Genomic DNA, 25,484 nt, shown 5'->3' with positions numbered 1-25,484 from the left:
CAAGTCCGGCCCTTTCCGGGAGCTATGAATTAAAGACCTTGTTTTGCGATGTAAGCTGCAAGGTCAACAACGCGGTTAGAGTAGCCGCTTTCGTTATCGTACCAAGAGATTACTTTTACCATGCTGCCTTCCATAACCATTGTAGAAAGAGCATCGATTGTAGAAGAGTTAGCATTGCCGTTGTAGTCTCCGGATACTAATGGCTCTTCGCTGTAGCCGAGGATTCCTTTAAGATCGCCTTCAGCCGCTTCTTTAAGAGCTGCGTTTACGTCTTCAGCCGTTACGTCTTTGTTAAGTTCAGCAACTAGGTCAACAAGAGAAACGTTTGGAGTCGGCACACGCATAGCTCCGCCGTTCAGTTTGCCTTTCAGTTCAGGAAGAACAAGGGAAACTGCTTTAGCAGCACCAGTTGATGTAGGAATGATGTTTTCAGCTGCTGCACGCGCACGACGGTAGTCTTTGTGCGGAAGATCAAGAATTTGCTGATCGTTTGTGTAAGAGTGAACAGTTGTCATCATACCGCGTTTGATGCCGAATTTGTCGTTAAGTACTTTTGCAAACGGCGCAAGGCAGTTTGTTGTGCAAGATGCGTTAGAGATAACATGGTGGTTAGCCGCATCGTATTTGTCTTCGTTAACACCCATAACGATTGTGATATCTTCTTCGTTAGCAGGTGCAGAGATGATAACTTTTTTCGCGCCTGCTTCTAAGTGTTTCGCAGCGTCTGCGCGTTTTGTGAAGAAACCAGTAGATTCAACTACGATTTCAACGCCTTGTTTGCCCCAGCTGAGTTTCGCAGGATCGCGCTCAGCAGAAACTTCGATTGTTTTGCCGTTAACAACAAGGTTGCTGCCGTCAACTTTAACTTCTGCATCTAATTTTCCGTGTACGGAATCATATTGTAAAAGATGAGCAAGCATGTTAGCGTCTGTTAAATCGTTAACTGCTACTACCTCAACTTCAGGATTGTTTAATGCTGCGCGGAATACGTTACGTCCAATACGACCAAAACCGTTAATACCGACTTTTACTGCCATGATTATTTCCTCCTTTAAATAAGTGAGAGATATTTATATTGAGGGACTGTTATCCCTTAATAACTTCTTTGCGGCTCCTTCGTCCGTGACGAGAACCGTGTTTCGCTGCTTTTTAAAATAAGCTTCGATTGCTTCTGCTTTTGATGATCCGCCCGCTACCGCGATAATGTCGGGAATGGCATCGAGGTCATCGAGCTGCATTCCGACTGAATGCACCTTGTGAACGACTTCTCCGTCCGCATTAAAGTAGTAGCCGAATGCCTCTGTCACCGCATGATTGTCATCTATTTTCTTCAAATCTTCCAAAGGCGTGTTTCTTCGCTCCGCCATTGTTCTAGCTTCGCCGATTCCGTGAACGAGCATACTCGCTGATTTAATCGTGTGAAGCACCTCTTTTACGGAAGGCTCTTCAATAATAGATGAGTAGGCGCCTTGTGACAGCTGGCCGGGAACGAACAAAAGCCGGTAAGTGCCTGAAGCCTTTTCCGCCATATGCGCGCATATGGTGTTCGCCTGGTTTTTCACATCTTCGCCTAAACCGCCTCTTGCGGGCACAAACAGGAGCTCGCGGTTTTTTGAATCCGGCGTCATCATATCGGCGACGGCTTCAATTGTCGTACCGCCGGTTACAGCGACGATATTTTTGCCTGAAAATCTCTTTTTCATACATGCAACGGCCGCTCTCCCTAATTCTTTTTTGACCCAAGGAGATTGGTCGCTGTCTCCGGAAACGATAATGGCGTCTTTCAGATTGAGCCGCTCTTTTAATGTCTTTTCCAAAAGCGTCAATCCTAAAACATCCTTCATCGTATCTTCCAGAATCGAAAGCAGTGAATAGCCCTCTTCCGTCATTGTCATGCCGTTTGTTTTAATATCGATGAGATTTTGTTCTTTTAAGAACTGAACCTCGCTTCTGAGAACGCGCTCGGTCAATCCGAGACTGGCTGCAAGACTTCTGCGGCCGATCGGTTCTGTAAGCCTGATATACTGCAAGATTTCAAATCTTTTCTGCATCACAAGCAAAAGATCAGGCAATAATTTTTTTTGAGCTTGTATTAACTGGTTCATGACTCAAACGTTCCTTCCTATTCATACTGGACAGAAAATGTCCCGCTATGACAAAAAACGTCCCATCATAGCCAAAAAAAATTATGTCTGCTTTCTTTAATTATTTTAACAGGATGACATTGTTAATTCAACTGTTAAAGGTCAATTCCTCGACATTCTTCGCAGGATTTACCAGTATCTCCTTTATACAGTCATTATATACAGAAACGGAATGAAGGTGACAGACAAAAGCCCGCCGGAGCGGACTTTTGTCGTAAAACGCTTTCATTTTATCCAGAGTTTTTCTATTTCTTCTAATGATTTATTTTTCGTCTCAGGGCAGATCGTCACGACAAACAAGAAACAGAGAATATTAATGACGGCGAATATCCAGAAGGTGTACGCGAGCCCCAACCCGCTGATCATCATCGGCACGAACTGGCCGATCGCCCAGTTGGCCCCCCATAAGAATATCGTCGCAATACCGGCGGCGCGTGCGCGGAGGTGGTTCGGAAAGATTTCCGAAATCATGATCCACGTAATCGGCCCGACTGATACACAGAAAGCGGCGACGAATCCCAATATGATGACGACTAAAGCCGGACCGCTCGCCAGCTGAAAATAAAAGGATGCCCCGATTAAGATCATGAACAGCGCCATAAAGGCAGATCCGACCCCCATCAGCTTTTTCCGGCCTACCTTATCGACTAAAAGAACCGCGATAATGGTGAAAATCACTTCAACGACACCGACGATGCATGTCGTGATAAACCCCGCATTCTGTCCGAAGCCCATCATTTTGAAAATTTCCGGCCCGTAATACGTAATTGCGTTCATGCCGATGACCTGATTGAATAAAGCCAGCAGAATCCCGATCACAAGCGCTTTTCTCAGCCCCGGTTTAAACAGCTGAGACAATGAACCCATTTTTTCTAATTGTAAAGACGTTTCGATTTGTTTGATTTCTTCTTTCGCGGTCTGCTCGCCATTAATGCGCGTCAGCACGGCGAGGGCTTCATTCCGGCGCCCCGCTTTCGCAAGCCAGCGCGGACTTTCCGGCACGATAAGCAGCACGATAAAAAAGATGACGGACGGAATCATGCCGTAAGCGAGCATCCACCGCCAGCCGGTGTGCACCCCCCATTCATACGAGCCGGACTGCTGGACGGCAAGGTTAATAAAATAAGTGCCGGAGATCCCTAATATCGTAAACAGCTGATACAGTGAGGAAAGACTGCCGCGTATGGCCGGCGGAGCGGCTTCGGTAATATACGTGACAGAAAGCGAGGAGCCCATGCCGATTCCCAGACCGCCGATGACTCTGGCGATCACTAAGGAAGACACACTTTGAGAAAGCGCAGAGACAACCGCTGACACCGCAAACAACAGCGCCGCTGCCATCAATATCTTTCTCCGTCCGAACCGGTCACTTAAAAATCCGGAAATTCCGACGCCGAAAACACCGCCGATCATAATACTTGAAATCACGAGCCCTTCCATAAAAGGACTTAAGCGGTACAAATCTTTCAGGAAACCGATGGCGCCGGAAATCACCGCCGTATCATAACCGTACAAAAGCCCTCCCAGTCCGGCCGCGCATGAGATGAGAATGACAAACCACTTCGAATGCTGCCGAGTGACAGGTACATTTGAGCCAATTGGTGCCGGGTGATTCTTCATGAATTTTACCCTCCCGCGAATAATAGAATAAAAACGCTTACAAAACAGAGTGCGGCGCTTGAGTTGCTTTGTTTTCTTCAGAACCGCCACATTTGTACGTACTTATAAAGAATTTTATCTAAAAATAAGGAAAATTAGTACGTACAAATAAAGAATAAGCAGTTTTTCACAATCTGTCAATTATTTTTACAGCTTGATGAAAGGGCTTACTATGTTATACTGGAATTTGTCCGTATACATTTTGGAGGAATTGATATGCTACCGAAATATGCTCAAGTAAAAGAAGAAATTTGTTCATGGCTGAATCAGGGAAAAATACAGCCGGACGAAAAGCTGCCTACGGAAAATGAGCTGATGCAGCAGTTCGGGGTCAGCCGCCATACCATCAGAAAGGCGATCGGAGATTTGGTCTCGCAGGGGTTGCTGTACAGCGTTCAGGGCGGAGGCACCTTTGTCGCTTCACGCACGGCGAAATCAGCCATGCATTCAAACAAAACGATCGGTGTCATTACAACGTACATATCAGACTATATTTTCCCGAGCATCATCAGGGGAATTGAATCTTATTTAAGCGAACAGGGCTATTCCATGCTGCTGACGAGCACCAACAACAATACAGAAAGTGAGCGGCGGGGCCTTGAAAACCTGCTGTCCAAAAATATAGACGGGCTGATTGTCGAGCCTACGAAAAGCGCGCTGCAGACGCCCAACATCGGCTACTATCTCAACCTGGAGAAAAACGGCATTCCGTTTGCCATGATTAACGCCTCTTATGCGGAGCTGGCCGCACCGAGCTTTTCCGTCAATGATGTCAAAGGCGGCATGATGGCTTGCGAATACGTCATGTCCCTCGGCCACACGCACATTATGGGAATCTTTAAAGCGGATGACACGCAGGGCGTCAAACGGATGAACGGCTATCTTCAGGCGCACCGGGAGCGCGGGATTTTTCCGTCTCCGGACATGATCGTGACTTACACGACTGAAGAAAAAGAAACCGTGCTTCTTCAAAAAATTAAGCATACCCTTGAGCAAAACAGCGGATCATACCCGACGGCCATTCTTTGTTATAATGATGAAATTGCGCTGAAGACGATTAATCTTCTCAGAGAATTCGGCTTAAAGGTGCCTGATGACGTGTCAATCATGGGCTATGATGATTCACATTTCGCCCAGATTTCCGAGGTGAAGCTCACCTCTGTCAAGCATCCGAAATCCATTATGGGGAAAGCGGCGGCAAAATACGTCATCGACTGCTTAGAGCATAAAAAACCGAAGAAGGATGACGTCGTGTATGAACCGGAACTCGTCATCCGGAATTCCGTCAGGCGGATCGGCGAATAAAAAAAGCAATGTGCGCGGCACATTGCTTTTTTGCTCAGCTGCTTTTTAATTCGGCGATGATCTCAAATGATCTCATTCTGTCGGCATGCTCAAAGCTTTCTGAATTCACCATGATTTCATCCGCCTGTGTTGTCCGGATGAAGCTTTCCAGCTTTTCCTTCACACGCTCCGGTCCGCCGACGATCGTTGAACTGAGCTGTTCATTGACCATCGCTTTTTCATACGGCGACCAGATTTGATCCATGTCTTCAACAGGAGGCTTCAGCTGGTTCGGCGTGCCGCGGACGAGGTCTAAAAATCTTTGATAATGCGATGTCGCCAGATGCTCCGCCTTTTCATCCGTATCGGCGGCAATGACGGTGACGCCGACCATCGCGTACGGTTTATCCAGTACGTCTGACGGACGGAAGGAGCTTCGGTACAGCTCAAGGGCGGGCACGGTGTTTTTCGGTGAGAAGTGAGCCGCAAAGGCGAACGGAAGCCCGAGCTCTCCCGCAAGACGCGCGCTGAAGCCGCTCGATCCCAAAAGCCAGATCGGCACGTCCAGCCCTTCGCCCGGAATGGCGCGGACTTGATTGCGCACATTGCCTGACGGTTTGAAGTAATTTCTCAATTCTTCAAGCTGCTCCGGGAAATCCTCCCCGCTGTTTATGTTTCTTCTTAAGGCCCTCGCCGTTAATTGGTCGGTACCCGGCGCACGCCCGAGTCCGAGGTCAATCCGCCCCGGATATAACGTTTCAAGGGTTCCGAATTGCTCCGCGATTATAAGTGACGAATGATTCGGCAGCATAATGCCCCCTGAACCGACGCGGATTTTTTTCGTGCCGCCGGCGATGTGGCCGATCAGCACCGCCGTTGCCGAGCTGGCGACTCCTTCTATATTATGATGCTCCGCAAGCCAATAGCGGTTATAGCCCCACTCCTCGGCGCGGCGCGCTAAATCCATGCTGTTGCGGAACGATTCAGCAACCGTTCCCCCCTGTACGACCGGCGATAAATTCAATACGGAAAACGCAGTATCTTTCAATGTATGTTCAGCCATCGTTTTCTCCTTTATGGTTTAGTGTAAGCAGATCTTAAACAAGGTCTCTACCACACACCTTACCACAGCTTTTCCCGTGAGTTAAACAATTTGATTCGATGATCTTCGAACAATCAGTCAGCGGTCGTCACTAGTGAACTCTGTATGAATGAATCTATTACATTCAGATATGAAGAGCCTAGAATGATATAAAAATGAAAAGATATCATTGAAAGAACAGAACCAATAATGTTAACATATGTCATATATTGAATAGGAAGGAAGTCATAGTCTATATGCGTAAAAAAATCTTAATGGCACTCACAACAGCTTTACTGGCAGCAATCTTCTTTACCGGAAACACCGATAAGGCATATGCCGCAGACTTTTATTCCGGCACTCAGCAGCATTTAAATGTAAGCGGATTTACCGATGCCTCCTACTACACGAAAAAAGCGAAAAGTGTCGATTTTACTCTCAGTACAGCGTATCCGTCAGATCGAACTTTTAAAGGAAACCTATACTTACAGCGAAAGTCAGGAAAGAAATGGACGACTTGCAAAAAAACAACCTTTTCTTTCTCAGTAAGGGTGACTAAGTCATTCTCTTTAAAAGGATGCAAGACAGGTTATTATCGTGTCAAAGCTACGTTCAGCGGTTCAAAACTTGTCAATACGACAAACTCTTTTAAAATTAACCGATAAGATTCAGGGCCCTAAGATCATTAGGGTCTTTTTATTCATTCTTTGTGAGCTCCTGCGCGATTTGAATAAAAAGTTTTGCCGCCAATGAAGCCTCTTTTACAGAAGGAACGGCAAGCAGAACATCACGGTACACCGCCTGATTGAGTTCCCTTGTCACGACATTTTCCGGCAGCGATATTCCGGACATAGACATTTGTGATAATATCGCTATTCCCAGCCCCTCTTTGATCATGCTGATGGACGTATTGACGTTGTAAACAGTGAATGCGGCAGTCAGCACAGACCCTGCCTCCTTAAACATATCAATAAACGGTGATTCGTATCCTCCGTCACAGATGATCATCGGCTGGCGGTCAAGATCTTTCAGAGTGATAGACTCACAGCTGCAAAGCGGATGATCATTTCTAAGCACGACGGCCATTTTATCTTTTTTCAGCGGCAGATATTCCATGTCTTCCGTAGGAAAAAGAGTGATCCCCACATCTATTACCCGGGAGCGGAGCCATTCCTTTACTTCGTTAACCGTTCCTTCATGAAGTACCAACTCAAGCTTCGGATACCGTTTTTTAAACACGCTGATCAGTTTTGGAATGAAATAAGCGGAAGCGGCCGGAAATGTGCCGATGTGAATCGTTCCCTGTTCAAGCCCTCTTTCCGCGGCCGCCAGCTGCTCGGCTTTTTCTATGCCTTTGAGCACCTCTCTGATATGAACGAGAATTTTTCCGCCCGTGTCCGTGAGCCTTACGCCGTTGCGGCGCTCGCGGATGATCAGCTTGATGCCGAGCTCTGACTCAAGCGCCGAGATGGCATGGCTGACGGCGGGCTGCGTCATATTCAGCGCCTGCCCCGCTTTTGTAAAGCTTCCCGTTTCAGCGATTTGAACAAAAACCCGCAGTTGTGTAATCGTCATAACGTTTTACTTATGCTCCTCATAAAAAAGATTCATTTTATTTATCTTACTGATTACCGTATCATATGATGGAATTGTTCTACAAGGAGTGAACGACGTGAAACAGCTTTCGAAAATACAGACGGCTCTTATGCTGGCGTTTCTAGTCACGGTATGGGGAATTAACTGGCCGCTGACAAAAGCCGCGCTCGCCTATTCGCCGCCTCTTCTGTTTGCCGGAATCCGCACGCTGATCGGCGGACTTCTATTATTAATGGTGGCGCTGCCCCGTTTTAAAAAGCTGCGTTTTAAAGAAACGTGGCCGATCTATCTTATTTCTGCCATTTTAAATATTACTTTATTTTACGGCCTGCAAACGGTCGGCTTGAATTACCTGCCTGCCGGCTTATTTTCAGCCATCGTGTTTTTCCAGCCGGTGTTAATGGGCGTTTTTTCTTGGCTGTGGCTCGGGGAATCGATGTATCCTTTAAAAATAGCCGGTCTTATTCTGGGCTTTGCCGGTGTCGCCGTCATCAGCGCAGCCGGTTTCGGAGGCCATATTTCCATCGCCGGCATTCTTTTGGCTCTAGGCTCCGCGGTCAGCTGGGCGCTCGGCACGGTATATGTGAAAAGAACGGGCGGACGCGCGGACTCTATCTGGATGGTCGCTCTTCAGCTTCTGATCGGCGGCGTGCTGCTTGTCAGCTCCGGCCATTTTTCAGAAAGCTTTTCAGCGATTCAATGGAAAGCTCCGTTCATTCTCAGCCTTCTGTTCATTTCGGTATTTGTCATCGCACTCGGCTGGCTCGCCTTTTTTACGCTTGTCGGTTCAGGGGAAGCAAGCAAGGTTGCCTCTTACACCTTCCTGATCCCGCTCATATCCATTGTCGTCAGCTCGATATTTCTGCATGAGCCGCTGACCGTCAGCCTTTTAGCCGGACTGCTTCTGATCGTCACAAGCATTTGTTTTGTGAATATAACACCGAAGAAACTGAAAACACCTGCTCTGGCCGCAGAAAAAAAGGCCGTTCATTAAAAAAACTCTTGCCGCGGGGCAAGAGTTTTTTTATTTATTGACGTCTCCCTTTTACGAGATACGCAGCCGTAATGAGGAGATAGATGGCCGCAGTGATGCATGTGATGACGATGGATGTCGTCGCAATTACGCCGATCAGGATGGCCAAAAGCGCAAGCACCGCGAACCATGTCGTGTACGGGAACCATTTGACGTAATAAGCCGGCTGTTCTGTTGAATGTTTTCTTGATTTTAAATGGGCGAATCCGATAATCAGCCAGATGAACAGCACGGTATAGCCGAGGGAACCCATCAAATAATTAAACGTCCGGCTTCCTGCGAATAAAGAAATCAGGACGCCTACATATAAAAATGACGTACAAGTCAGAATCGCATAGACGGGAACCTTTTTCTTCGATAGTTTTGAAAAGATTTTCGGCACCCGGCCGTCAGAAGCCTGCGTAAATAAGACGCGGGATGATCCGTACAGTCCCGAGTTCATAGACGAGATAATCGCAAGAAGAATGACGGCATTCATAATATGGTCGGCACCCGGAATTCCGATCATCTTAAATACTATGACAAACGGGCTTTCGGGAACGCTGTTGACTTGATTCCAAGGAATCAGGCTGACGATGATGAAAAACGGCAGCAAGTAAAAAGCGACAATCCGCGTTAACGTGCTTCGGACAGCTTTCGGAATCACCTTTTCGGGGTTTTTTGTCTCCGCCAGCGTGACGCCGATGATTTCCGTTCCGCCGTATGAGTAGATCACGACGAGCATCGCCGTAATGACGCCCCCCGCTCCATGCGGGAAAAACCCTCCGTGATCCGTTAAATGAGACAGCCCCGGCGCCGTGTGATTGCCGAATGAGAAAAATAATAGCAGAATCCCGCATAATATAAAGATGACAATCACCGTAATTTTAATGAGCGCGAGCCAGTACTCCGTCTCGGCAAACAGTTTCACAGAAAGCATGTTTACGACCGTCACCACGATGGAAATGATCAAAGCCAGTATCCATATCGGACATTCCGGCAGCCAATATTGAATGAAAATGGCGGCTACGACCGCCTCCGCGGCAATATTGAGCACCCACATTTTCCAATAGATCCAGTCTAAAAAGTATGCAGCGTACGATCCTAGAGACTGCTGAACCAAATCACGGAACGTCCTTGCATGTTTGTTTCTGACGGCCATTTCGGCCAGCCCCTGCATAATAAACAGCAGAATAATTCCGCCGAGGAGGTAGGCCAACAGCACGGACGGCCCCGCTTCATCAATCGCCGTGCTGCTGCCTTTAAAGAGCCCGGCCCCGATTGCGCCTCCAAGCGCCATCATCATAATGTGTCTGGACGACATCGTCCGTTTTAACGTTTGCTTGTCCTTTTCCATCTATCACACGCCCTCTCGCAAAAAGTGTTCATCACATAAAAAAGCACGCCGCCTCTTTAGGAAAAGAGACGGCGTGCCTCAGGCAGCCGCGGTACCACTCTTGTTGATCCCGAATATCCGGAATCCAGCTTAAAAACCTTTTAACGAAGGTCAGCCGTTAGGACATAGGGAATATTCCGACGATTCCGTTCCGCCCTGCCACTTCCGGGCGAGTTCAAAGAACAATCAGTCCGCGTTTCACCAACCCGCGGCTCTCTTTTTCTGACTGGATTCTTTTACTGCTCCCGTTCACAGTGTTTTATGTTAAATGAATCTCTTGAGTTTTTATTTTCTGAATATAGTAACATAATATACAGTCTTCTATTTTCAAAGTCAATACTAATTTTTTCCGTCTATTGTCCTTCCCGGTGATTCGGAAATTTCAGCTGAAATCCGGACACAAGGCTTTGCTTTCCGGCGCCGCGCTTTCCGCTTTCACCTTTGTGTTTGCGTATAAAAACAGCGCAAGCGCAATGCCGAATGATATGACGAGAATCCATGCTTTTTTCATTCAGATGCCTCCTCACTTTCTATCATCGGCGGCTTTTTCTCTTTTTTTATACACAAAATTGAAAAAACAATTTTAAAATTCTGTTTTCCTTATATTGAAACTTGCTTTATCATAAAAGTATGCGTTTACATTCGAGTAGGGAGGTTATAGTATGACCCCTGTGAATTCAAGCAGCATCGGGAAGATTCAGGCGGCCAGCAAAGGTTTGTCGCCAAAATTGAGAGCGATTGCAGACCATATCGTGAAGGAACCGAAAGACGTGGTTCACCTTTCCATCATTCAGCTGGCCGAAAAAACGAAAAGCTCTGAAGCGACGATTTTCAGGCTGTGCAAGCGGCTCGGTTTTTCCGGCTATCAGGATTTAAAAATCGCGCTGGCTCAGGAGATCGTTCAGGAGCCGGTGCAGCACATTCATGAAGAAATGAGCCCCGACGACGATATCGAAGTCATCATCCGGAAAGTTTTCCGCACAAACATTTCCGGTCTGACCGATACCTTTCAATTATTAGATCCGGCCGACGTTGAAAAAGCGGTAGAAATGATCCACCGCGCAGACAGAATCGAATTTTACGGAAACGGCGGTTCCGGGCTGATCGCCACTGACGCGTATCATAAATTTATGCGTACGGGTATAAATTGCATCGCGCATACGGATTCTCACTTTCAGGCGATGTCAGCGGGTCTTCTCGGTCCTGAAAGCGCAGTCATCGGCATTTCTCATTCGGGGAGCAACAAGGACGTGCTCGACGCGGTGAAAACGGCCAAATCGCTCGGCGCCGGCACGATTGGCATTACAAGCTACCAAAAGTCGCCGCTCACCCAGATTTCCGACGTTGTGCTGTATACATCAACAAGGGAGACGGCTTTCAGAACGGAGGCGATGTCCGCAAGGCTTGCCCAGCTGTCGGTCATTGATACACTGTATTTCGCCACGGCCCGGCTGCGGCAGGAGAAAACGCTCGCCAACTTGCAGCAAATCAGAAAAATGATCGCGCACAAACGTTTGTAATCGTTTTCTAAATATTTTTTTCAAAAGAGAGAAAGCCGATACAGCGGGAATTGAGGCAATTTTATGAAAAAATTTTTCTTCTTCATCGTTGATTTATAAAAAAATTATTCCTATAATTGACTTTGTAAGGGCATACATTATAAATCTATCTTATTATTCAATCAGATTAGGCGGGATATATTATGAAGGAAACCCAAGCTGTTATCGGTCTGGATATCGGCACGACCAGTACGAAAGCCGTTCTGTTCGGACCAAGAGGCAAAGTGTTAGCCAAGCATTCGGTTCACTATGATTTAATACAGCCAAAGCCGGCATGGGCCGAGCAGGATCCTGAGCACATTTTGGAAGCGGTGATCGGAAGCATCAGGGGCGCCGTCACAAAGGCCGGACTGAGTACTGACAATCTGCTTGCAATCGGCATCAGCACCGCCATGCACTCATTGATAGCTGTCGATCAAAACGGCGGCCTGCTGACCAAAAGCATCATTTGGGCGGACAACCGCAGCGCCGAGCAATCAAAACGGATTTTAAAAGAGATGAACGGTTTTGATATTTATAAAAGAACGGGTACGCCGATTCATCCGATGTCTCCGCTTTCCAAAATTGTGTGGATGAAAGAACAGGACAAGGAGACATTCGCGAAAACCGCCAAATTCATCAGTATTAAAGAATATATTCTGCACGAGTTTTTCGGAACTTATGTCGTTGATTATTCGATCGCTTCGGCAACGGGACTGTTCCGATTAGATACGCTTTCCTGGGATGAAGAAGCGCTCAGGATTGCCGGAATCCGGGAAGATCAGCTGTCGGACATTGTGCCGACCACTCATCAGCTGCGCGGCCTTGCGCCGGAAATCGCTGCACGGATGGGCATCCATGCGGATACACCGTTTATTATCGGCGCAAATGACGGCGTGCTCGCCAACCTGGGAGTCGGCGCGATCGGCAAAGGCGAAGTGGCCGTTACGATCGGAACAAGCGGAGCCGTGCGTTCGGTGACGGATGCGCCGATTACGGATGAAAAAGCGCGGACATTCTGTTACGCGCTGACTGACAAGCATTGGGTCATCGGAGGCCCGACGAATAACGGAGGCATTATGCTGCGCTGGCTTCGAGACGAATTCGCTTCTCCGGAAGTTGAAACGGCGAAGCGGCTCGGCATTGATCCGTACGATTTAATGATTGATATTGCTGATAAAGTGCCCGCAGGCTCTGAGGGATTGCTGTTTCTGCCGTTTTTATCAGGGGAGCGCGCGCCGTTTTGGAACCCGAATGCCCGCGGAACGTTTTTCGGCATCAGCCTCCGCCATAAACGGGAGCATTTTATCAGAGCGGTGCTGGAAGGCGTCATCATGAGCGTCTTTTCAATCGGTGTCGCATTGAGAGATTTGGCGGGCCCCGCAAAAGACGTGCGGGCTTCGGGAGGATTTGCGAGATCGCCGCTGTGGAGGCAGATTTTGTCCGATACGATGGGACGGGAAGTCCTCGTTCCGGAAAGTTACGAAGCCTCTGCGCTCGGAGCGGCCGTTCTCGCTTTGCACAGCCTTGGCGAAATGGAACGGATCGAGGATGTTCAGGACTGGATCAGAATTTCGCACCGCCATGAACCGAACGTCAAAAACAGCGAAACATATATTGAGCTGTTTTACTTATACGAGCGGCTGTATGACAAGCTCAAAGATGAATTTGACGTCATCAGTGGATTTCAGCTCAAACAAAGCCGTTAATTCTTCTTTGAAAGGGTGAAAAGGTCATGTTACTGTTTATTGTCATTGCCGCTATTATCGTTTTACTCTTATTGATTACGGTCGCTAAATTAAATCCGTTTATCAGTCTTTTGATTACATCCATCCTTGTCGGTTTCGCAACGGGCATGAATCTGCCGGACATTATCACTTCGATGAAAACCGGGCTCGGCAATACGCTGTCTCTGCTTGCGATCGTGCTGGCCCTCGGTACGATGCTCGGAAAAATGATGGCTGAATCAGGCGGTGCGGAGCGGATCGCCCACACCCTGATCGGCCGCTTCGGCAAAAAGAAAGTGCATTGGGCGATGATGGCCGTCGCTTTTATTGTCGGCATCCCGGTCTTTTTCCAGGTCGGCTTCGTCCTGCTCGTGCCGCTTTTGTTTACGATTGCGATTGAAACCGGGGTTTCATTAGTGACGATCGGGATTCCGCTCCTTGCGGGACTTTCCGTCGTGCACGGATTGGTTCCGCCCCACCCGGCGGCGATGGCGGCTGTCGGCATTTATCACGCCAATGTCGGAAAAACGATTTTGTATTCTTTAATCGTCGGTATTCCGACTGCCATCATCGCGGGGCCGCTTTACGGAAAATGGATTGGTAAGCGCATTCATAAACCCGTTCCCGAACTGTTGAAAAAACAATTTATTGAACGGAATGAAAAACGCAAGCTTCCGGGATTCGCAAATACATTGTTTACGATATTGGTACCGGTGATCCTGATGCTTATGGCAACGCTTGCCGAAATTGCGCTTCCGGAAAAAAGCACGCTCTATGAAACTTTTAAATTTATCGGCGACCCTGTCACGGCGCTTTTGATCGCCACGGTTTACTCCTTTTTCAGCCTTGGTTTTTATCAGGGCTTTGACAGGGAAAGCATTTTAAAATTCAGCAATGACTGTCTGGGACCGATCGCTTCCATTCTGCTTGTGATCGGAGCCGGCGGCGCTTTTAACAACGTCCTGATTGATTCAGGCGTCGGCACGTATATCGCTGACATGGCGAAGCACTCAAGCTTCTCTCCCGTTCTTTTAAGCTGGACGATCGCGGCGGTCATCCGTGTCGCCACAGGTTCAGCGACTGTCGCCATGATGACGGCGGCCGGCATTGTTGCTCCGATTGCATCTGTCATGCCGGGCGTCAGCAGCGAGCTTCTCGTTTTGGCAACGGGAGCGGGCTCTTTGATTCTGTCACATGTCAATGACTCCGGTTTCTGGCTCATTAAAGAGTATTTCGGAATGACGGTAAAAGAAACGTTCCTGACATGGACGGCGATGGAAACGATTATTTCTGTCAGTGCGATCTGTTTTATCATGATCATTAACGCGTTTATATAAAAACAAACCCCGGCCGCAAACCGGGGTTTGTTTTTTTATCGGTCATTCACGAGGATATAAGCGGCTTTAACGGGTCCGTGGACGCCGACAACCAAATCCATTTCGATATCGGCCGAGTTGCTCGGTCCGGTAATATAGTTGATGCAGGAAGGAACGGTGACGCCGTCTCTGATCTGCTGTTTCAGTATATCGCTGGCCTGTGTCATTCTCGGCACAATGGAAGATTTCGGGATGATTGCGATATAGGTGGTAGGAAGCAGGCTGACGGAACGGCCGGCATGCTCTGACGCATACAAAACGACGGTGGCTGATTCCGCAAGCGTGATCTCGCTGAATGTGATGCCCACATTCGCTTGTTCCGCTTTTTCAATATTTTTCGCTCCTTGTTCCGCGTCCCATTCCCAAACGGGAATCCCTTCGTCCGGCCACTCTTCTGTCATAAGGGTCTGCAAGCCGTACATTTCAAACCGGCTGTCCTTCGGAATGATGACAGGCCCTCCTTCAAAGCGGTTCACCTGCGTGCGCAAAGCGTCGTAAAGCCCGACTGCATCCGTTTCGATCAGTTCGGTATGAATGTTGACGCAGTGGTCTTTCAGCATCGTGACAAGATCGTCTTCCGTACAGTCCGCATGCGTTTGATATTGAGGCTGATACTTCCATTCAGGCAGGGACACGCCTGATTTCCTGCGCTCTCTGCCCAGACTTCCGGCGATCCGGTTTAGAAAGGATTCCTGATGTGTAACCGTCCCTTTCATCATCATTCTTCCCCCTTTTGTTTTTCCCGGTCTTTAAACCAATCTCTGAATCTCGATTTATGCGGCGCCGGGAAGTCCCGTATTGCCGTCCATTCTTTTAATGGCCCCGGCCCTTTTGATATTTTGTCATCCTCCGTAAACGGCGTCATGGCGGCAGGCGCCCATTTCGATCCCAGTTTATAAAGGGACGGGGATGACGAGCCGAGCCCGAAGGCTTTCATCGCCAGTTTTTCGCTGATCGGCGCTTTTCCCTCTTTTTCCACAATGTTCTGCCGATGCTTGAGCAGCAGCTCGTGCAGCGGAATTTTAACCGGACACGCTTCCGTACAGGCCGCGCATAAGGAAGATGCGTACGGGAGCTCCTTGTATTCGTCATATCCGCCGAGAAGAGGCGATAAGACGGCGCCGATCGGACCCGAATAGATGGACCCGTACGAGTGTCCGCCGACATGCCGGTACACGGGACAGACGTTGATGCAGGCGGCGCAGCGGATACATTGCAGCACCGATTGGAATTCCGTGCCGAGTATGCGGGAACGCCCGTTATCCACAACCACGAGATGAAATTCCTCAGGCCCGTCAGCTTCTCCTTGCTGCCGTGGGCCCGTCAGCGCCGTAATGTAACTTGTAAGCCGCTGGCCGACCGCGCTTCTCGTCAGCATGCTGACAAGCACTTCAAACTCAGAAAATGAAGGAACGATCCGCTCCATTCCCATCACGGTGATCTGCGTCTTCGGCAGCGCGGACACAAGGCGGCCGTTTCCTTCGTTTGTCACGAGACTGACCGATCCGGTATCCGCGATTGCAAAGTTGCAGCCCGTGATGCCAACATCCGCTTCGAGAAATTTTTTCCGGAGAACGCTGCGCGCGTGCATGACGAGCTCTTCCGGTTTTTCCGTCTGTTTGTATTCGAGTCTCTCTTTAAACACGTCACGGATCTGCTCTTTGTTTTTGTGAAGAGCGGGAGCAACGATATGTGACGGCGGATCGTGATCGTCAATCTGGAGAATGTATTCGCCGAGATCCGTTTCTGTGACTTCACAGCCCTCTTCCTCAAGCACTTCGTTCATATTGATTTCTTCTGTCACCATGGATTTGGATTTTACGATTTTTTTGGCGTTTTTCTGCCGGATGACATCGCGGATATAGGAGGACGCTTCTTCCGCCGTTTCGGCGAAAAAGACATGCCCGCCTCTGTTGGCGACGTTTTCGGCGAGCTGTTCCAAATAGAAATCAAGATTGTCCAGCACATGCTGTCTGATTTCTTCCGCATGTGAACGCCAATCCTCCCAGTTTCCCAATTCCTCGGCCGCCTGAAGCCTCCTTGTCCTGAGCCGTTCCTGCGCTCCGGAGACGGCTCCTCTCATAAACTCATTATCTATTCCTTCTGATACCCGCTCTTTAAAAGCGGCGGTACCGATTTTCATCGCCATGATTTTACCCCCTTGTTGTTTCTCGTCTTATCTGCTGTTCAGCACTTCTGCGATGTGCATGACTCTGACGTTTTTATCCTTACGGTCAAGACGCCCGCCGATATTCATCAGACATCCGCAATCCGCCCCGATCAGCACCTCGGCCTCCGTGTCTTCCACGCAGGCGACCTTTTCATCCACCATTTGTTCAGAGATTTGCGCCATTTTCACAGAAAATGTTCCTCCGAATCCGCAGCATTGGTGTTTTCCGGGAAGCGCGGTCAGCTCGAGCCCCTTGACATGGCGCAAAAGCTTCATCGGCTCCTCCGACACGCCGAGCAGCCTCGTCATGTGGCACGATGTATGGACTGTCGCTTTTTTATGCAGCACCGCCCCGACATCCTCCACCCCGAGAACGTTGACGATAAAATCCGTTAACTCATATGTTTTGTCCGCAAGCTGCTGCGCTTTTGCGGCCCACTTCGGATCGTCCTGAAACAGATGCGGATATTCACGGAACATCGTCGTACAGGAACCTGACGGACTGACGACGTACTCCGCTTCTTCAAACGCGGCAATCATCCGCTTCATTGCTTTTTTCGCATCCGTCACATACCCGCTGTTGTATGCGGGCTGCCCGCAGCAAATCTGCCCCTCGGGAAAATCCACCTCACACCCGAGCCGTTCCAGCACCTCAACCGTCGCCTTTCCGACATTGGTCTGAAACATATCCACAAGGCACGTGACAAATAATGAGACTTTCATGATGAACCCCTCTTTCATCCTCAGTATGTGATCCGGTCATCTGATGACCTGTTTTTGGAAAGCTCTATAAATATCCTACACTATTCTGAATATGGATTGGAAGGTTTTTCTGAAAAATCCTTTCGCCTGATGCGCTGAAGGGTGCAAAAAAAGAGAAGCCTGAAAGCTTCCCATGCTCCTCTAGATCCCGTTTTTCAGCGGGTGTCCCAGTTTTTGCACACCCTCTTTTATCGCGGCTTTACCGGGAAAACTGAACGACAGGCGGAGATATTCGGCACCGTCTTCCTGATGCGGAAAAAAATATTTTCCGGGTACATAGGAAACGCCGTGAGACAGAGCCCTCGCCAGCAGTGCGGACGTATCAGCCCCCGGCGCTTTCACCCATACAAAGTAACCGCCTTCAGGCACGTGCCAGGATGCGGATTCCGGAAGATATCGCGCTGATGCGGCGAGCAAAACATCACGTTTGCTTCGATATGCTTCCCGCAAGGCGGCGAGCCGTTCTTCAATATTCGTTTGTTCCAGATAGACGGCGGTCACCGCTTGGGAAAACGGATGGCCTAAGTCTTTTTTTAACCATGACAATGCCGTGATGAATGCGGCGTCCCCTGCAATCCAGCCGATCCTCATACCCGGCGCGATGACTTTTGATAATGAACCGGCGTACAGCACCCGGCCGTTTTGATCCATGGCTTTCAAGGGCGGCGGAATATCGGTGAATCCGAGCTCGCCGTATGCATCATCCTCCAAGATGAGAAAATCATACGTTTCGGCAAGCTGAAGCAGGCGGGTTCTCCGCTTCGATGACATTACGGTTCCCGCCGGATTCTGAAAAGCGGGTATCGTGTAGAGAAGACGGGGAAGCAGAAGCCCTTTTCGTTTTCTTTCCTCAAGCATAAACGCTAATGTTTCTGTTTGCAGACCCTCTTGATCTGTCGGAATGCTCATGATATGCGGTGTATAATTTTTAAAAATCTCGAGCGCTTCCATATAGACCGGTGCTTCAACGGCAGCGGCGGTTTGTTCATCGAGGAAAACCCGCGCAGCCAGATCTATCGCCTGACAGGCGCCTGACGTCACGATCAGCTCATCGTCCCGGCAGTGAATGCCGCGGATGGCTAACCGTTCTTGAATCTGCTTTTTGAAAACGGCCGTCCTCGGGCTTCCTATATAATGCAGCGGCAGATCGCGCTCCTCATCCAGAAGGCGGGAGACGGCTTCTTTCAGCTCCTTATCAGGAACGAGCGCGGGATCGGGATAGCCGGAATGCAGAGGGATGCACGCTTTCGGAACTGCCGGCATCCATTCCCCGGGAGGATCATTTGTCAGAGCTTTCTTTACATGGTCAGAAAAAAAAGATTCGGCCTGCATGTGATGTTATCCCCTTTCACAAGTCAGCTTCTATACATTTTCTTCAAAATAAGCCCCCAGCACTTCTTCCACATTCGTCAGGTGCGCCGTCATCGCGGCTTCCGCTTCATCCGCGTCTCCGGCGGCGACGGCGCTGTAAATGCGTTCATGCTCTTCATACAATCGCTGCACGCTCGTTCGTTTAGAAAACAGCCAAATTTTTCTCGTTTCTCTCATTGTTTCCAAAAGGAGCGCGGAGACATGATTCATGAGATGCTTAAGCAGCCCGTTTTGTGATGCTTCCGCCAGCGCCATGTGAAAGGAGAAATCTGCTTTTTCGCCCAATTCTTCGTCTCCGTCAATGTCTTTCATCTCCATGAGAGCTTGGCGGATTTTTTGTAAATCGTCTTCGGTGCGTTTTTCAGCGGCCATGGCGGCGACGCCGAGTTCAAGCAGCTTTCTGACTTCGAGCAGCTGTTTGACGTCCTCTTTTTTCATCAAGAGGGCGGAAGAAAGCGGCTGGGAAACATGAGACGGCTCAAATTCTCTTATGTATGTGCCTTCTCCCTGCTTCATGTCGACGAGCCCCATCGCTTTCAAAGCCGACAGCGCTTCTCTGACCGCCGAGCGGCTGACCTGAAAACTCTCGGAAAGCGCCTGAACGGAATCAAGCTTTTCCCCCGGCTTAAGCTCGCCCGCTTTTATCTTCTCCAGCAATGCGTCAGCGACTTCCTCGTAGATTTTTTTCGTTTTAATTTGTTTATATTTCAACGCGATCACCCCGTCACTTGTGAATCTTGATGTTTATCGTCTATTATACTTCTTTTTTTGTGTTGCCGACAGGTTCAGACAATTTGTTCAAGAAAAGTATTGTACTTTCAAAACTTTCAAAATATAATGCTAATTAACCCGGTCATCAGATGACCTTATCATAAAAAGTAATCGTTTACATGACATAAGGAGGGGTTTTTTAGGGATGCAATGGACACAGGGGTACGCTCCTTTAGGGGGAAATTTGCTTTTATCGGCAGCTTGCGCGCTCGTGCCGATTATCTTCTTTTTTTGGGCGCTTGCGGTGAAACGGATGAAGGGGTACATAGCGGGGCTTTTAACGTTAGCCGTTTCACTTTTAATCGCGGTATTTGTTTACGGCATGCCGGCGGAAAAAGCGGTGATGTCCGCTTCTCAGGGAGCGGTGTACGGGCTGCTTCCGATCGGCTGGATTATCGTCACATCGGTCTTTCTGTATAAAATCACCGTGAAAACGGGACAGTTTGAGATTATCCGGAGTTCGGTGCTCTCAATTACAGATGACCGGCGTTTGCAGGCGCTGCTCATCGCCTTTTCATTCGGGGCATTTTTAGAAGGCGCCGCCGGTTTCGGCGCTCCCGTCGCGATCTCGGCCGCTTTGCTCGTCGGACTTGGTTTTCAACCGCTGTATGCGGCGGGAATTTGCCTGATTGCCAATACGGCGCCCGTTGCCTTCGGTGCGATCGGCATTCCGATTACCGCCGTCGAAGGTCCGACCGGGATACCGGCAATGGAAATTTCCCAAATGGTCGGCCGGCAGCTTCCTTTTTTATCCGTCTTTATTCCGCTTTACTTAATCATTTTGATGAGCGGGTTTAAAAAGGCTTTTGAAGTATGGCCGGCCATTCTTGTTTCCGGCGTCTCCTTTGCGGCCGTGCAGTACGCAAGCTCGAATTTTTTAGGGCCTGAGCTTCCGGATGTGCTGTCGGCGCTTGTTTCCATGGCCGCGCTCGCTGTATTTTTGAAATTTTGGAAACCGAAAACGGCCTTTCGTTTCGCGGCAGAACGGGAATCAGCAGCGGCCGCTGACCGGGCGCCGATCAAGTACGGGGGCGCCGCGGTGTTTAAAGCGTGGTCTCCTTTCCTTCTTCTGACGGCCATGATATCCGTTTGGGGGATTCCCGGCGTGAAGGCTGCTTTAACCGGTCATTATGAAGGAACGTCAATGTGGCTTTCCTGGCTGAATGCAGCCGGGAAAGCATTGACCTTCACGCCTCCCGTCCCATTTGTAAATCAGCAGATTCTTCAGGCGGACGGCACGCCGATTGAAGCCGTGTACAAACTTGAGCTTTTCGGTTCAGCGGGAACGGCGATTCTGATTGCCGCCGTCATCTCCAAGTTCGCCCTCGGCATGTCGTGGAAGACGTGGGGCGAAGCGTTTATAGAAACGGTGAAAGAGTTAACGCTTCCGGTCGTGACCATTGTTTCTGTTGTCGGCTTTGCATATGTGACGAATGCTTCCGGCATGAGCACGACACTCGGTCTTGCGCTTGCCATGACGGGCGCGATGTTTACCTTTTTTTCGCCGGTGCTCGGCTGGCTCGGCGTATTTATTACCGGCTCTGATACATCGGCCAACCTATTGTTCGGCGGATTGCAAAAGGTGACGGCGCTATCTGTCGGGATGGACCCGGTTCTCTCCGTTGCCGCCAATTCATCAGGCGGTGTCACCGGAAAAATGATTTCTCCGCAATCCATTGCGGTTGCCTGTGCCGCTGTCGGTCTGGCGGGCAAGGAAGCCGACCTTTTCCGCTTTACGATTAAGCACAGTCTGTTTTTGCTTCTGCTCGTCTGTCTCATTACATTTTTACAGCATCATCTGTTTTCATGGATGATCCCGTAACACGGAGAACCTCCCCGGGGTTTGGCTCGGGGAGGTTTCAGCTGTACCGTTTTCTCGCCGATGACGGCGGAATATTTAATTGGTCACGGTATTTGGCGACGGTGCGCCTTGAGATTCGGATGTCATATTGTTCATGCAGCAGATCGGCAAGCTTTTGGTCTGAAAAAGGTTTCTTTTTATCTTCTTTACGGACCAATGCTTCCAGATGCGCTTTTACGGCATAATTGGAGGCGCCGCCGTCCCCCGATGATTCAGCTTTCGCCGAGAAAAATGTTTTCATTTCATACAGTCCGTACGGCGTCTGAACGTACTTCCCTTTGATGGCCCGGCTGATCGTTGATTCGTGGAGCTCCAGCGTTTCCGCCACCTCTCTTAGGGTCAGCGGCTGCATTCCGCTTTTTCCTGTGAGAAAAAAGGATTCCTGCCGTTCAGTCAGGACGCCGATAATTCTCGTGATCGTTTGTTTTCTTTGCGACAAAGCCCGGTTCAGCCAGCGCCATTCCTGATATTTTGCCGACAGATAATTTTTCGTGTCACGGCACCCGGCGGCTGACAGGAGCGGCTGATAATGGGCATGAAGCTGGATGTCAGGAAACGAACGGCTGTTGAGCCGCGCTTGAATGATGCCGTTTTTCACCGTGATGAAAATATCCGGTTCTACGTAAAAACCCGGCTCCTCATGCGCATAACGGAGCCCCGGCCTCGGATCAAGCGCGCTGATCATGTCAGCGATGTCCTGAATGTCTTTAAGCGGAATACCCGTTTTCAGTGTAAGCGCTTTCCAATTCTTTCTTGCAAATAGCTCAAAATAGGCTTCGGCAATCCATTCCGCCTGTTCGTTCCGCTCGGGCAGACGGCGGAGCTGAAGAAGGATGCATTCCTGCAAAGACCGGGCGCCGATTCCCGCGGGCTCAAGGGATTGAAGCTTTTTCAGAACCGCTTCCGTCTCCTCTTGTGAAGCGGATACATGGTCGGCGGCGGCTGGTATGTCCTCTTTTAAATAACCGTTTGAATCCAATGAATGTATCAGATAATTGAAAATTTTTTTCTCGTCATCGGACAGCTTCATGTCTAAGGCTTGCTGTTTGAGCGAATCCTGCAGCGTTTTGCGGGTAAGTCTGATCTGCTGGCTTCCGTCCCGTTCTTTCATCCTGTTTTTATTTGTTTTATGGTAAGATAGTGGCGGCGTGTCTGTTTCCTTTCGTTCAATCAGAGGGTTTTCCAGTGAGAGCTCATCAATATATCCGGCCAGCTCCGCGGAATTGTATCCGAGTAATGTGATGGCCTGTTTAAGCTCTTGCGTTAATTGAGGCTTTAACATTTGTGTTTGCTGAAGTTTGATATCCATCATGCTCACTCCCCTTTTTTCATTGTACATGATTGGTTTCATACCGTATATACTTATTAAAAGGAGTTGCTTTATAGATGTCAGAACTTTTTTCTGTTCCCTATTTTATTGAAAACTTTACACAGCACATTGAAATGAATCCGAATGAAGACCGAATTCATGCGATGAACAGCTATTACCGCTCCGTCGTCTCAACCCTTGTACAGGATCAGCTGACGAAAAACTCGGTTGTGCTCAAAAGAATTCAGCATTTGGATGAGGCGTACAACAAAGTAAAACGCGGAGAAACAAAATAAACCTTCCGCTCATTCAAAGCGGAAGGTTTTCCTTCGTGCCGGCGGTTTCACCGATCAGCCGGACGTCCGGCGCTTCGTGCGTCCAGGTGTAATAATAGTTCGCGTTTTTCCCGTATGAATTATCAATGACGGTATTCGGTTTCCCGAGAAGCGAGGACAGGATGTGGCCGTGGAGCCTTGACGTTTCCACCGATTCGTACCTGCTGAAAAACAGGACCGCTTTTTTCGTTAAGTAATCGGAATAGCGTTTCCAAAACCGCGCAATCGGCAGCGGGTTTCCTGCTTTTTTATTCAAAACATTCAGCGTTTGGAAAAAAGCGATTCCCCTGCGGTCGCTTGCTGACAGAACATCCTGCCAGTCACAGTTTTTAACGGAAGAATTGTTTTGCAGCTTCGGGTTGATTTCCCCATCCGTGCGGATAAAATAAAGCCTGCCGCGTGACGGAACCGCTGACGCCGCGATCGGATACAGCTGATGGGCCATATCAGGCATAAGCCCGATATGATTCGCCGAAAAAAAGCGTTTCGCAGTCTCGTATGACACATGATCTCTCGTAAACAGGTGGAGATCCTTGTGCTCCGCAAAAAGCGCCGATGTCTTTTGCAGCCGTGTCTCATCCTGATAATAAATCGATTGCGGCAGGATGACGATCCTGTTTTCCGGAAAGGATTTGACGATTTTTTCCCTGAACGTCTGATAGTACGGATAGAGATCCCCGAAATTTCCGCCACCCTGACAGACGATGATCGTCTTTTTGTCCGCCCGGCGCCCGAATGGAAAATTGTCGGGATTCCAGCGCTGTTTCACGCGGATGCCGTGCGCTTTAAAAAACGCCTCCGTCCCTTTCATAATCAATAAATCCCCTACATTTCCGTAGAGGGGATAGTCGGCATATATGATGTCGGATTGCGGCGGTATAACGCTGAGCAGACCCGTCAGCGTCTCTTTTAATCGGCTCATAACATGGCGGCTGTCCATGTTTTCTCCCCTTTCGTTTTAAACAGTTGCGCAAGTGCGTCAATGACACGCTGCTGCTCCTCAGAAGACAGGTCAGACCCGGACGGCAGACAAATCCCCCGGCTGAAAAGGTTCTCAGAGACACGCTCATGGTCGCTGTGAGGATAAAAGACGGAAGATGAGAAAAGCGGCTGCGTATGCAGCGGTTTCCACAGCGGCCGGGCCTCAATATTCTGTTCCGCAAGACAGGCGACGGCTTCTTCCGGCGTCACGCCGTTATCAAGCGTCAGAGCCGTCAGCCAGCGGTTTGAAACCGTTCCTTCAAGCTCCGGCATCATGCGGATGCCCGGATATGTTTCGAGCGCTTCCCGATACCGGTGAAAGATTTCTCTCCTCGCCCGGACGCGATCTTCAAGCACTTCCAGCTGCGATATCCCCACGCCCGCGAGAATGTTGCTGAGCCTGTAGTTGTAACCGAGCTCGCTGTGCTGGTAATGAACGGCGGCATCTCTCGCCTGTGACGCAAGAAACCTCGCTTTTTCAATCGCGGCTTCATCGTCAGACACGAGCATGCCGCCTCCCGATGTTGTAATGATTTTGTTGCCGTTAAAGGAATAAATGCCGAAACGGCCGAACGTGCCGCTCTGCCTGCCTTTATATGTTGATCCTAAGGACTCGGCAGCGTCTTCAATCAGACAGACGCCGTATGCGTCACAAAGGCTCATTAATTCATCCATTTTCGCGCTTTGGCCGTAAAGATTGACGGCGATCACCGCTTTCGGGAGTCTGCCGCGCCGCTTTGCATCCCGGAGCGCCCGCTCAAGCGCAGCGGGCGACATATTCCACGTCTCCCATTCCGAATCAATAAAAACGGGCTCAGCCTGCTCATACACAATCGGATTCGCCGTGGCGACAAACGTAAAGGAAGGACAAAATACAACGTCTCCTTTTTTCACACCCGCAAGCCGCAGGGCAAGATGGATGGCGGCCGTTCCCGAGCTTACGGCCGCCGCGCTTTTCACTCCCGCATATTCCGCGAGCCGCGCTTCAAACGAATTGACGAGCGGACCGAGCGGGGCAATCCAATTGGTTCGGAAGGCTTCTGCGATGTATTCCAGTTCTTTTCCGCTCATATGAGGCGGAGACAAATAAATCCGTTTGTTTGTTTGCATG

The 25,484-nt window shown here is 49.3% G+C and carries 23 protein-coding genes and 1 other annotated feature; of the genes, 8 read left to right on the top strand and 15 right to left on the bottom strand.

The genetic code is table 11. The features are described from left to right. Positions 1 to 29: 29 nt before the first annotated feature. From gap to C5I45_RS03400, 3 genes are all read right to left on the bottom strand, one after another. Positions 30 to 1,037, bottom strand: a complete 1,008-nt coding sequence (gap, locus tag C5I45_RS03410) for a type I glyceraldehyde-3-phosphate dehydrogenase (RefSeq protein WP_003151611.1) — start codon at positions 1,035 to 1,037, stop codon at positions 30 to 32. Between the two features lie 33 nt (positions 1,038 to 1,070). Beyond that, the gene (cggR, locus tag C5I45_RS03405; protein WP_003151607.1) at positions 1,071 to 2,105 is read right to left on the bottom strand and encodes a gapA transcriptional regulator CggR; all 1,035 of its coding nucleotides are present in this window, start codon (positions 2,103 to 2,105) and stop codon (positions 1,071 to 1,073) included. 264 nt (positions 2,106 to 2,369) lie between these two features. Beyond that, entirely contained in the window at positions 2,370 to 3,764 is a 1,395-nt protein-coding gene (locus C5I45_RS03400; RefSeq protein ID WP_003151605.1) for an arabinose-proton symporter AraE, read from the bottom strand. 255 nt (positions 3,765 to 4,019) lie between these two features. Here C5I45_RS03400 and C5I45_RS03395 point away from each other — a divergent pair, with 255 nt between their 5' ends. Further along, positions 4,020 to 5,108: an arabinose utilization transcriptional regulator AraR gene (locus C5I45_RS03395; protein ID WP_003151603.1), complete on the top strand. Its 1,089-nt coding sequence runs from the start codon at positions 4,020 to 4,022 to the stop codon at positions 5,106 to 5,108. Between the two features lie 34 nt (positions 5,109 to 5,142). Here C5I45_RS03395 and C5I45_RS03390 read toward each other — a convergent pair whose 3' ends face one another. Then, a complete protein-coding gene (locus C5I45_RS03390; protein WP_103695162.1) occupies positions 5,143 to 6,150 on the bottom strand; it encodes an LLM class flavin-dependent oxidoreductase in 1,008 nt (335 codons plus the stop codon). Between the two features lie 275 nt (positions 6,151 to 6,425). On the opposite strand from C5I45_RS03390, the gene C5I45_RS03385 reads away from it, so the two are divergent. Then, the gene (locus C5I45_RS03385; RefSeq protein ID WP_003151600.1) at positions 6,426 to 6,833 is read left to right on the top strand and encodes a hypothetical protein; all 408 of its coding nucleotides are present in this window, start codon (positions 6,426 to 6,428) and stop codon (positions 6,831 to 6,833) included. Between the two features lie 31 nt (positions 6,834 to 6,864). On the opposite strand, the gene C5I45_RS03380 is transcribed toward C5I45_RS03385, so the two are convergent. Next, positions 6,865 to 7,743, bottom strand: a complete 879-nt coding sequence (locus C5I45_RS03380) for a LysR family transcriptional regulator (RefSeq protein WP_003151597.1) — start codon at positions 7,741 to 7,743, stop codon at positions 6,865 to 6,867. A gap of 97 nt (positions 7,744 to 7,840) precedes the next feature. On the opposite strand from C5I45_RS03380, the gene C5I45_RS03375 reads away from it, so the two are divergent. Beyond that, positions 7,841 to 8,758, top strand: a complete 918-nt coding sequence (locus C5I45_RS03375; RefSeq protein ID WP_003151595.1) for a DMT family transporter — start codon at positions 7,841 to 7,843, stop codon at positions 8,756 to 8,758. A gap of 34 nt (positions 8,759 to 8,792) precedes the next feature. Here the strand turns inward: C5I45_RS03375 and C5I45_RS03370 are convergent, their stop codons facing one another. Both C5I45_RS03370 and C5I45_RS20065 read right to left on the bottom strand, forming a co-directional pair. Continuing rightward, a complete protein-coding gene (locus tag C5I45_RS03370; protein WP_003151592.1) occupies positions 8,793 to 10,133 on the bottom strand; it encodes an amino acid permease in 1,341 nt (446 codons plus the stop codon). Between the two features lie 61 nt (positions 10,134 to 10,194). Then, positions 10,195 to 10,434, bottom strand: a binding site (T-box leader). 120 nt (positions 10,435 to 10,554) lie between these two features. Continuing rightward, on the bottom strand, positions 10,555 to 10,683 hold the full coding sequence (locus C5I45_RS20065; RefSeq protein WP_003151590.1) for a hypothetical protein: 129 nt from the start codon (positions 10,681 to 10,683) through the stop codon (positions 10,555 to 10,557). A gap of 151 nt (positions 10,684 to 10,834) precedes the next feature. Here C5I45_RS20065 and C5I45_RS03365 point away from each other — a divergent pair, with 151 nt between their 5' ends. The 3 genes from C5I45_RS03365 (at position 10,835) to C5I45_RS03355 (ending at position 14,774) form a co-directional block, all read left to right on the top strand. Beyond that, positions 10,835 to 11,692 carry a MurR/RpiR family transcriptional regulator gene (locus tag C5I45_RS03365; protein WP_003151588.1) on the top strand — a complete coding sequence of 286 codons (858 nt, stop codon included), beginning with the start codon at positions 10,835 to 10,837 and terminating at the stop codon, positions 11,690 to 11,692. A 182-nt stretch (positions 11,693 to 11,874) separates the two neighbouring features. Then, complete coding sequence (gene gntK / locus C5I45_RS03360; protein WP_107994229.1) at positions 11,875 to 13,419, top strand: gluconokinase; 1,545 nt, start codon at positions 11,875 to 11,877, stop codon at positions 13,417 to 13,419. A gap of 26 nt (positions 13,420 to 13,445) precedes the next feature. Continuing rightward, positions 13,446 to 14,774, top strand: coding sequence for a GntP family permease (locus C5I45_RS03355; protein WP_003151583.1), 1,329 nt, complete (start codon positions 13,446 to 13,448; stop codon positions 14,772 to 14,774). 35 nt (positions 14,775 to 14,809) lie between these two features. Here the strand turns inward: C5I45_RS03355 and C5I45_RS03350 are convergent, their stop codons facing one another. From C5I45_RS03350 to C5I45_RS03330, 5 genes are all read right to left on the bottom strand, one after another. Next, positions 14,810 to 15,532, bottom strand: a complete 723-nt coding sequence (locus tag C5I45_RS03350) for a LutC/YkgG family protein (RefSeq protein ID WP_107994228.1) — start codon at positions 15,530 to 15,532, stop codon at positions 14,810 to 14,812. Next, positions 15,532 to 16,962 carry a LutB/LldF family L-lactate oxidation iron-sulfur protein gene (locus tag C5I45_RS03345; RefSeq protein WP_015387682.1) on the bottom strand — a complete coding sequence of 477 codons (1,431 nt, stop codon included), beginning with the start codon at positions 16,960 to 16,962 and terminating at the stop codon, positions 15,532 to 15,534. Before C5I45_RS03345 ends, C5I45_RS03350 begins: the two co-directional genes overlap by 1 nt. Before the next feature lie 27 nt (positions 16,963 to 16,989). Next, positions 16,990 to 17,706 carry a (Fe-S)-binding protein gene (locus C5I45_RS03340; RefSeq protein WP_007613889.1) on the bottom strand — a complete coding sequence of 239 codons (717 nt, stop codon included), beginning with the start codon at positions 17,704 to 17,706 and terminating at the stop codon, positions 16,990 to 16,992. A gap of 180 nt (positions 17,707 to 17,886) precedes the next feature. Beyond that, positions 17,887 to 19,077, bottom strand: a complete 1,191-nt coding sequence (locus C5I45_RS03335; RefSeq protein WP_107994227.1) for an aminotransferase-like domain-containing protein — start codon at positions 19,075 to 19,077, stop codon at positions 17,887 to 17,889. A gap of 30 nt (positions 19,078 to 19,107) precedes the next feature. Further along, positions 19,108 to 19,827 (bottom strand): L-lactate utilization/bacilysin biosynthesis transcriptional regulator LutR, encoded by a 720-nt coding sequence (locus C5I45_RS03330; protein WP_024085825.1) that lies wholly within the window; start codon positions 19,825 to 19,827, stop codon positions 19,108 to 19,110. A gap of 205 nt (positions 19,828 to 20,032) precedes the next feature. Here C5I45_RS03330 and lutP point away from each other — a divergent pair, with 205 nt between their 5' ends. Further along, the gene (gene lutP / locus C5I45_RS03325) at positions 20,033 to 21,709 is read left to right on the top strand and encodes an L-lactate permease LutP (RefSeq protein WP_014305865.1); all 1,677 of its coding nucleotides are present in this window, start codon (positions 20,033 to 20,035) and stop codon (positions 21,707 to 21,709) included. A gap of 37 nt (positions 21,710 to 21,746) precedes the next feature. On the opposite strand, the gene rpoN is transcribed toward lutP, so the two are convergent. Then, positions 21,747 to 23,057, bottom strand: a complete 1,311-nt coding sequence (gene rpoN, locus C5I45_RS03320; protein ID WP_003151571.1) for an RNA polymerase factor sigma-54 — start codon at positions 23,055 to 23,057, stop codon at positions 21,747 to 21,749. Positions 23,058 to 23,134: 77 nt separating this feature from the next. On the opposite strand from rpoN, the gene yvfG reads away from it, so the two are divergent. Continuing rightward, complete coding sequence (gene yvfG / locus C5I45_RS03315; RefSeq protein WP_003151570.1) at positions 23,135 to 23,353, top strand: protein YvfG; 219 nt, start codon at positions 23,135 to 23,137, stop codon at positions 23,351 to 23,353. 13 nt (positions 23,354 to 23,366) lie between these two features. Here the strand turns inward: yvfG and C5I45_RS03310 are convergent, their stop codons facing one another. Continuing rightward, complete coding sequence (locus C5I45_RS03310) at positions 23,367 to 24,332, bottom strand: polysaccharide pyruvyl transferase family protein (protein ID WP_044052881.1); 966 nt, start codon at positions 24,330 to 24,332, stop codon at positions 23,367 to 23,369. Further along, on the bottom strand, positions 24,311 to 25,483 hold the full coding sequence (locus C5I45_RS03305; protein WP_044052880.1) for a DegT/DnrJ/EryC1/StrS family aminotransferase: 1,173 nt from the start codon (positions 25,481 to 25,483) through the stop codon (positions 24,311 to 24,313). The genes C5I45_RS03310 and C5I45_RS03305 overlap by 22 nt, the downstream gene beginning before the upstream one ends. Position 25,484 lies beyond the last annotated feature (1 nt).

Origin of the sequence: Bacillus sp. ZY-1-1 (genome assembly GCF_003047165.1) — a bacterium.
GTDB lineage: Bacteria > Bacillota > Bacilli > Bacillales > Bacillaceae > Bacillus > Bacillus velezensis.
Note: the sequence above shows the minus strand (reverse complement) of the source record. Positions and strands in the feature narration are given on the sequence as shown.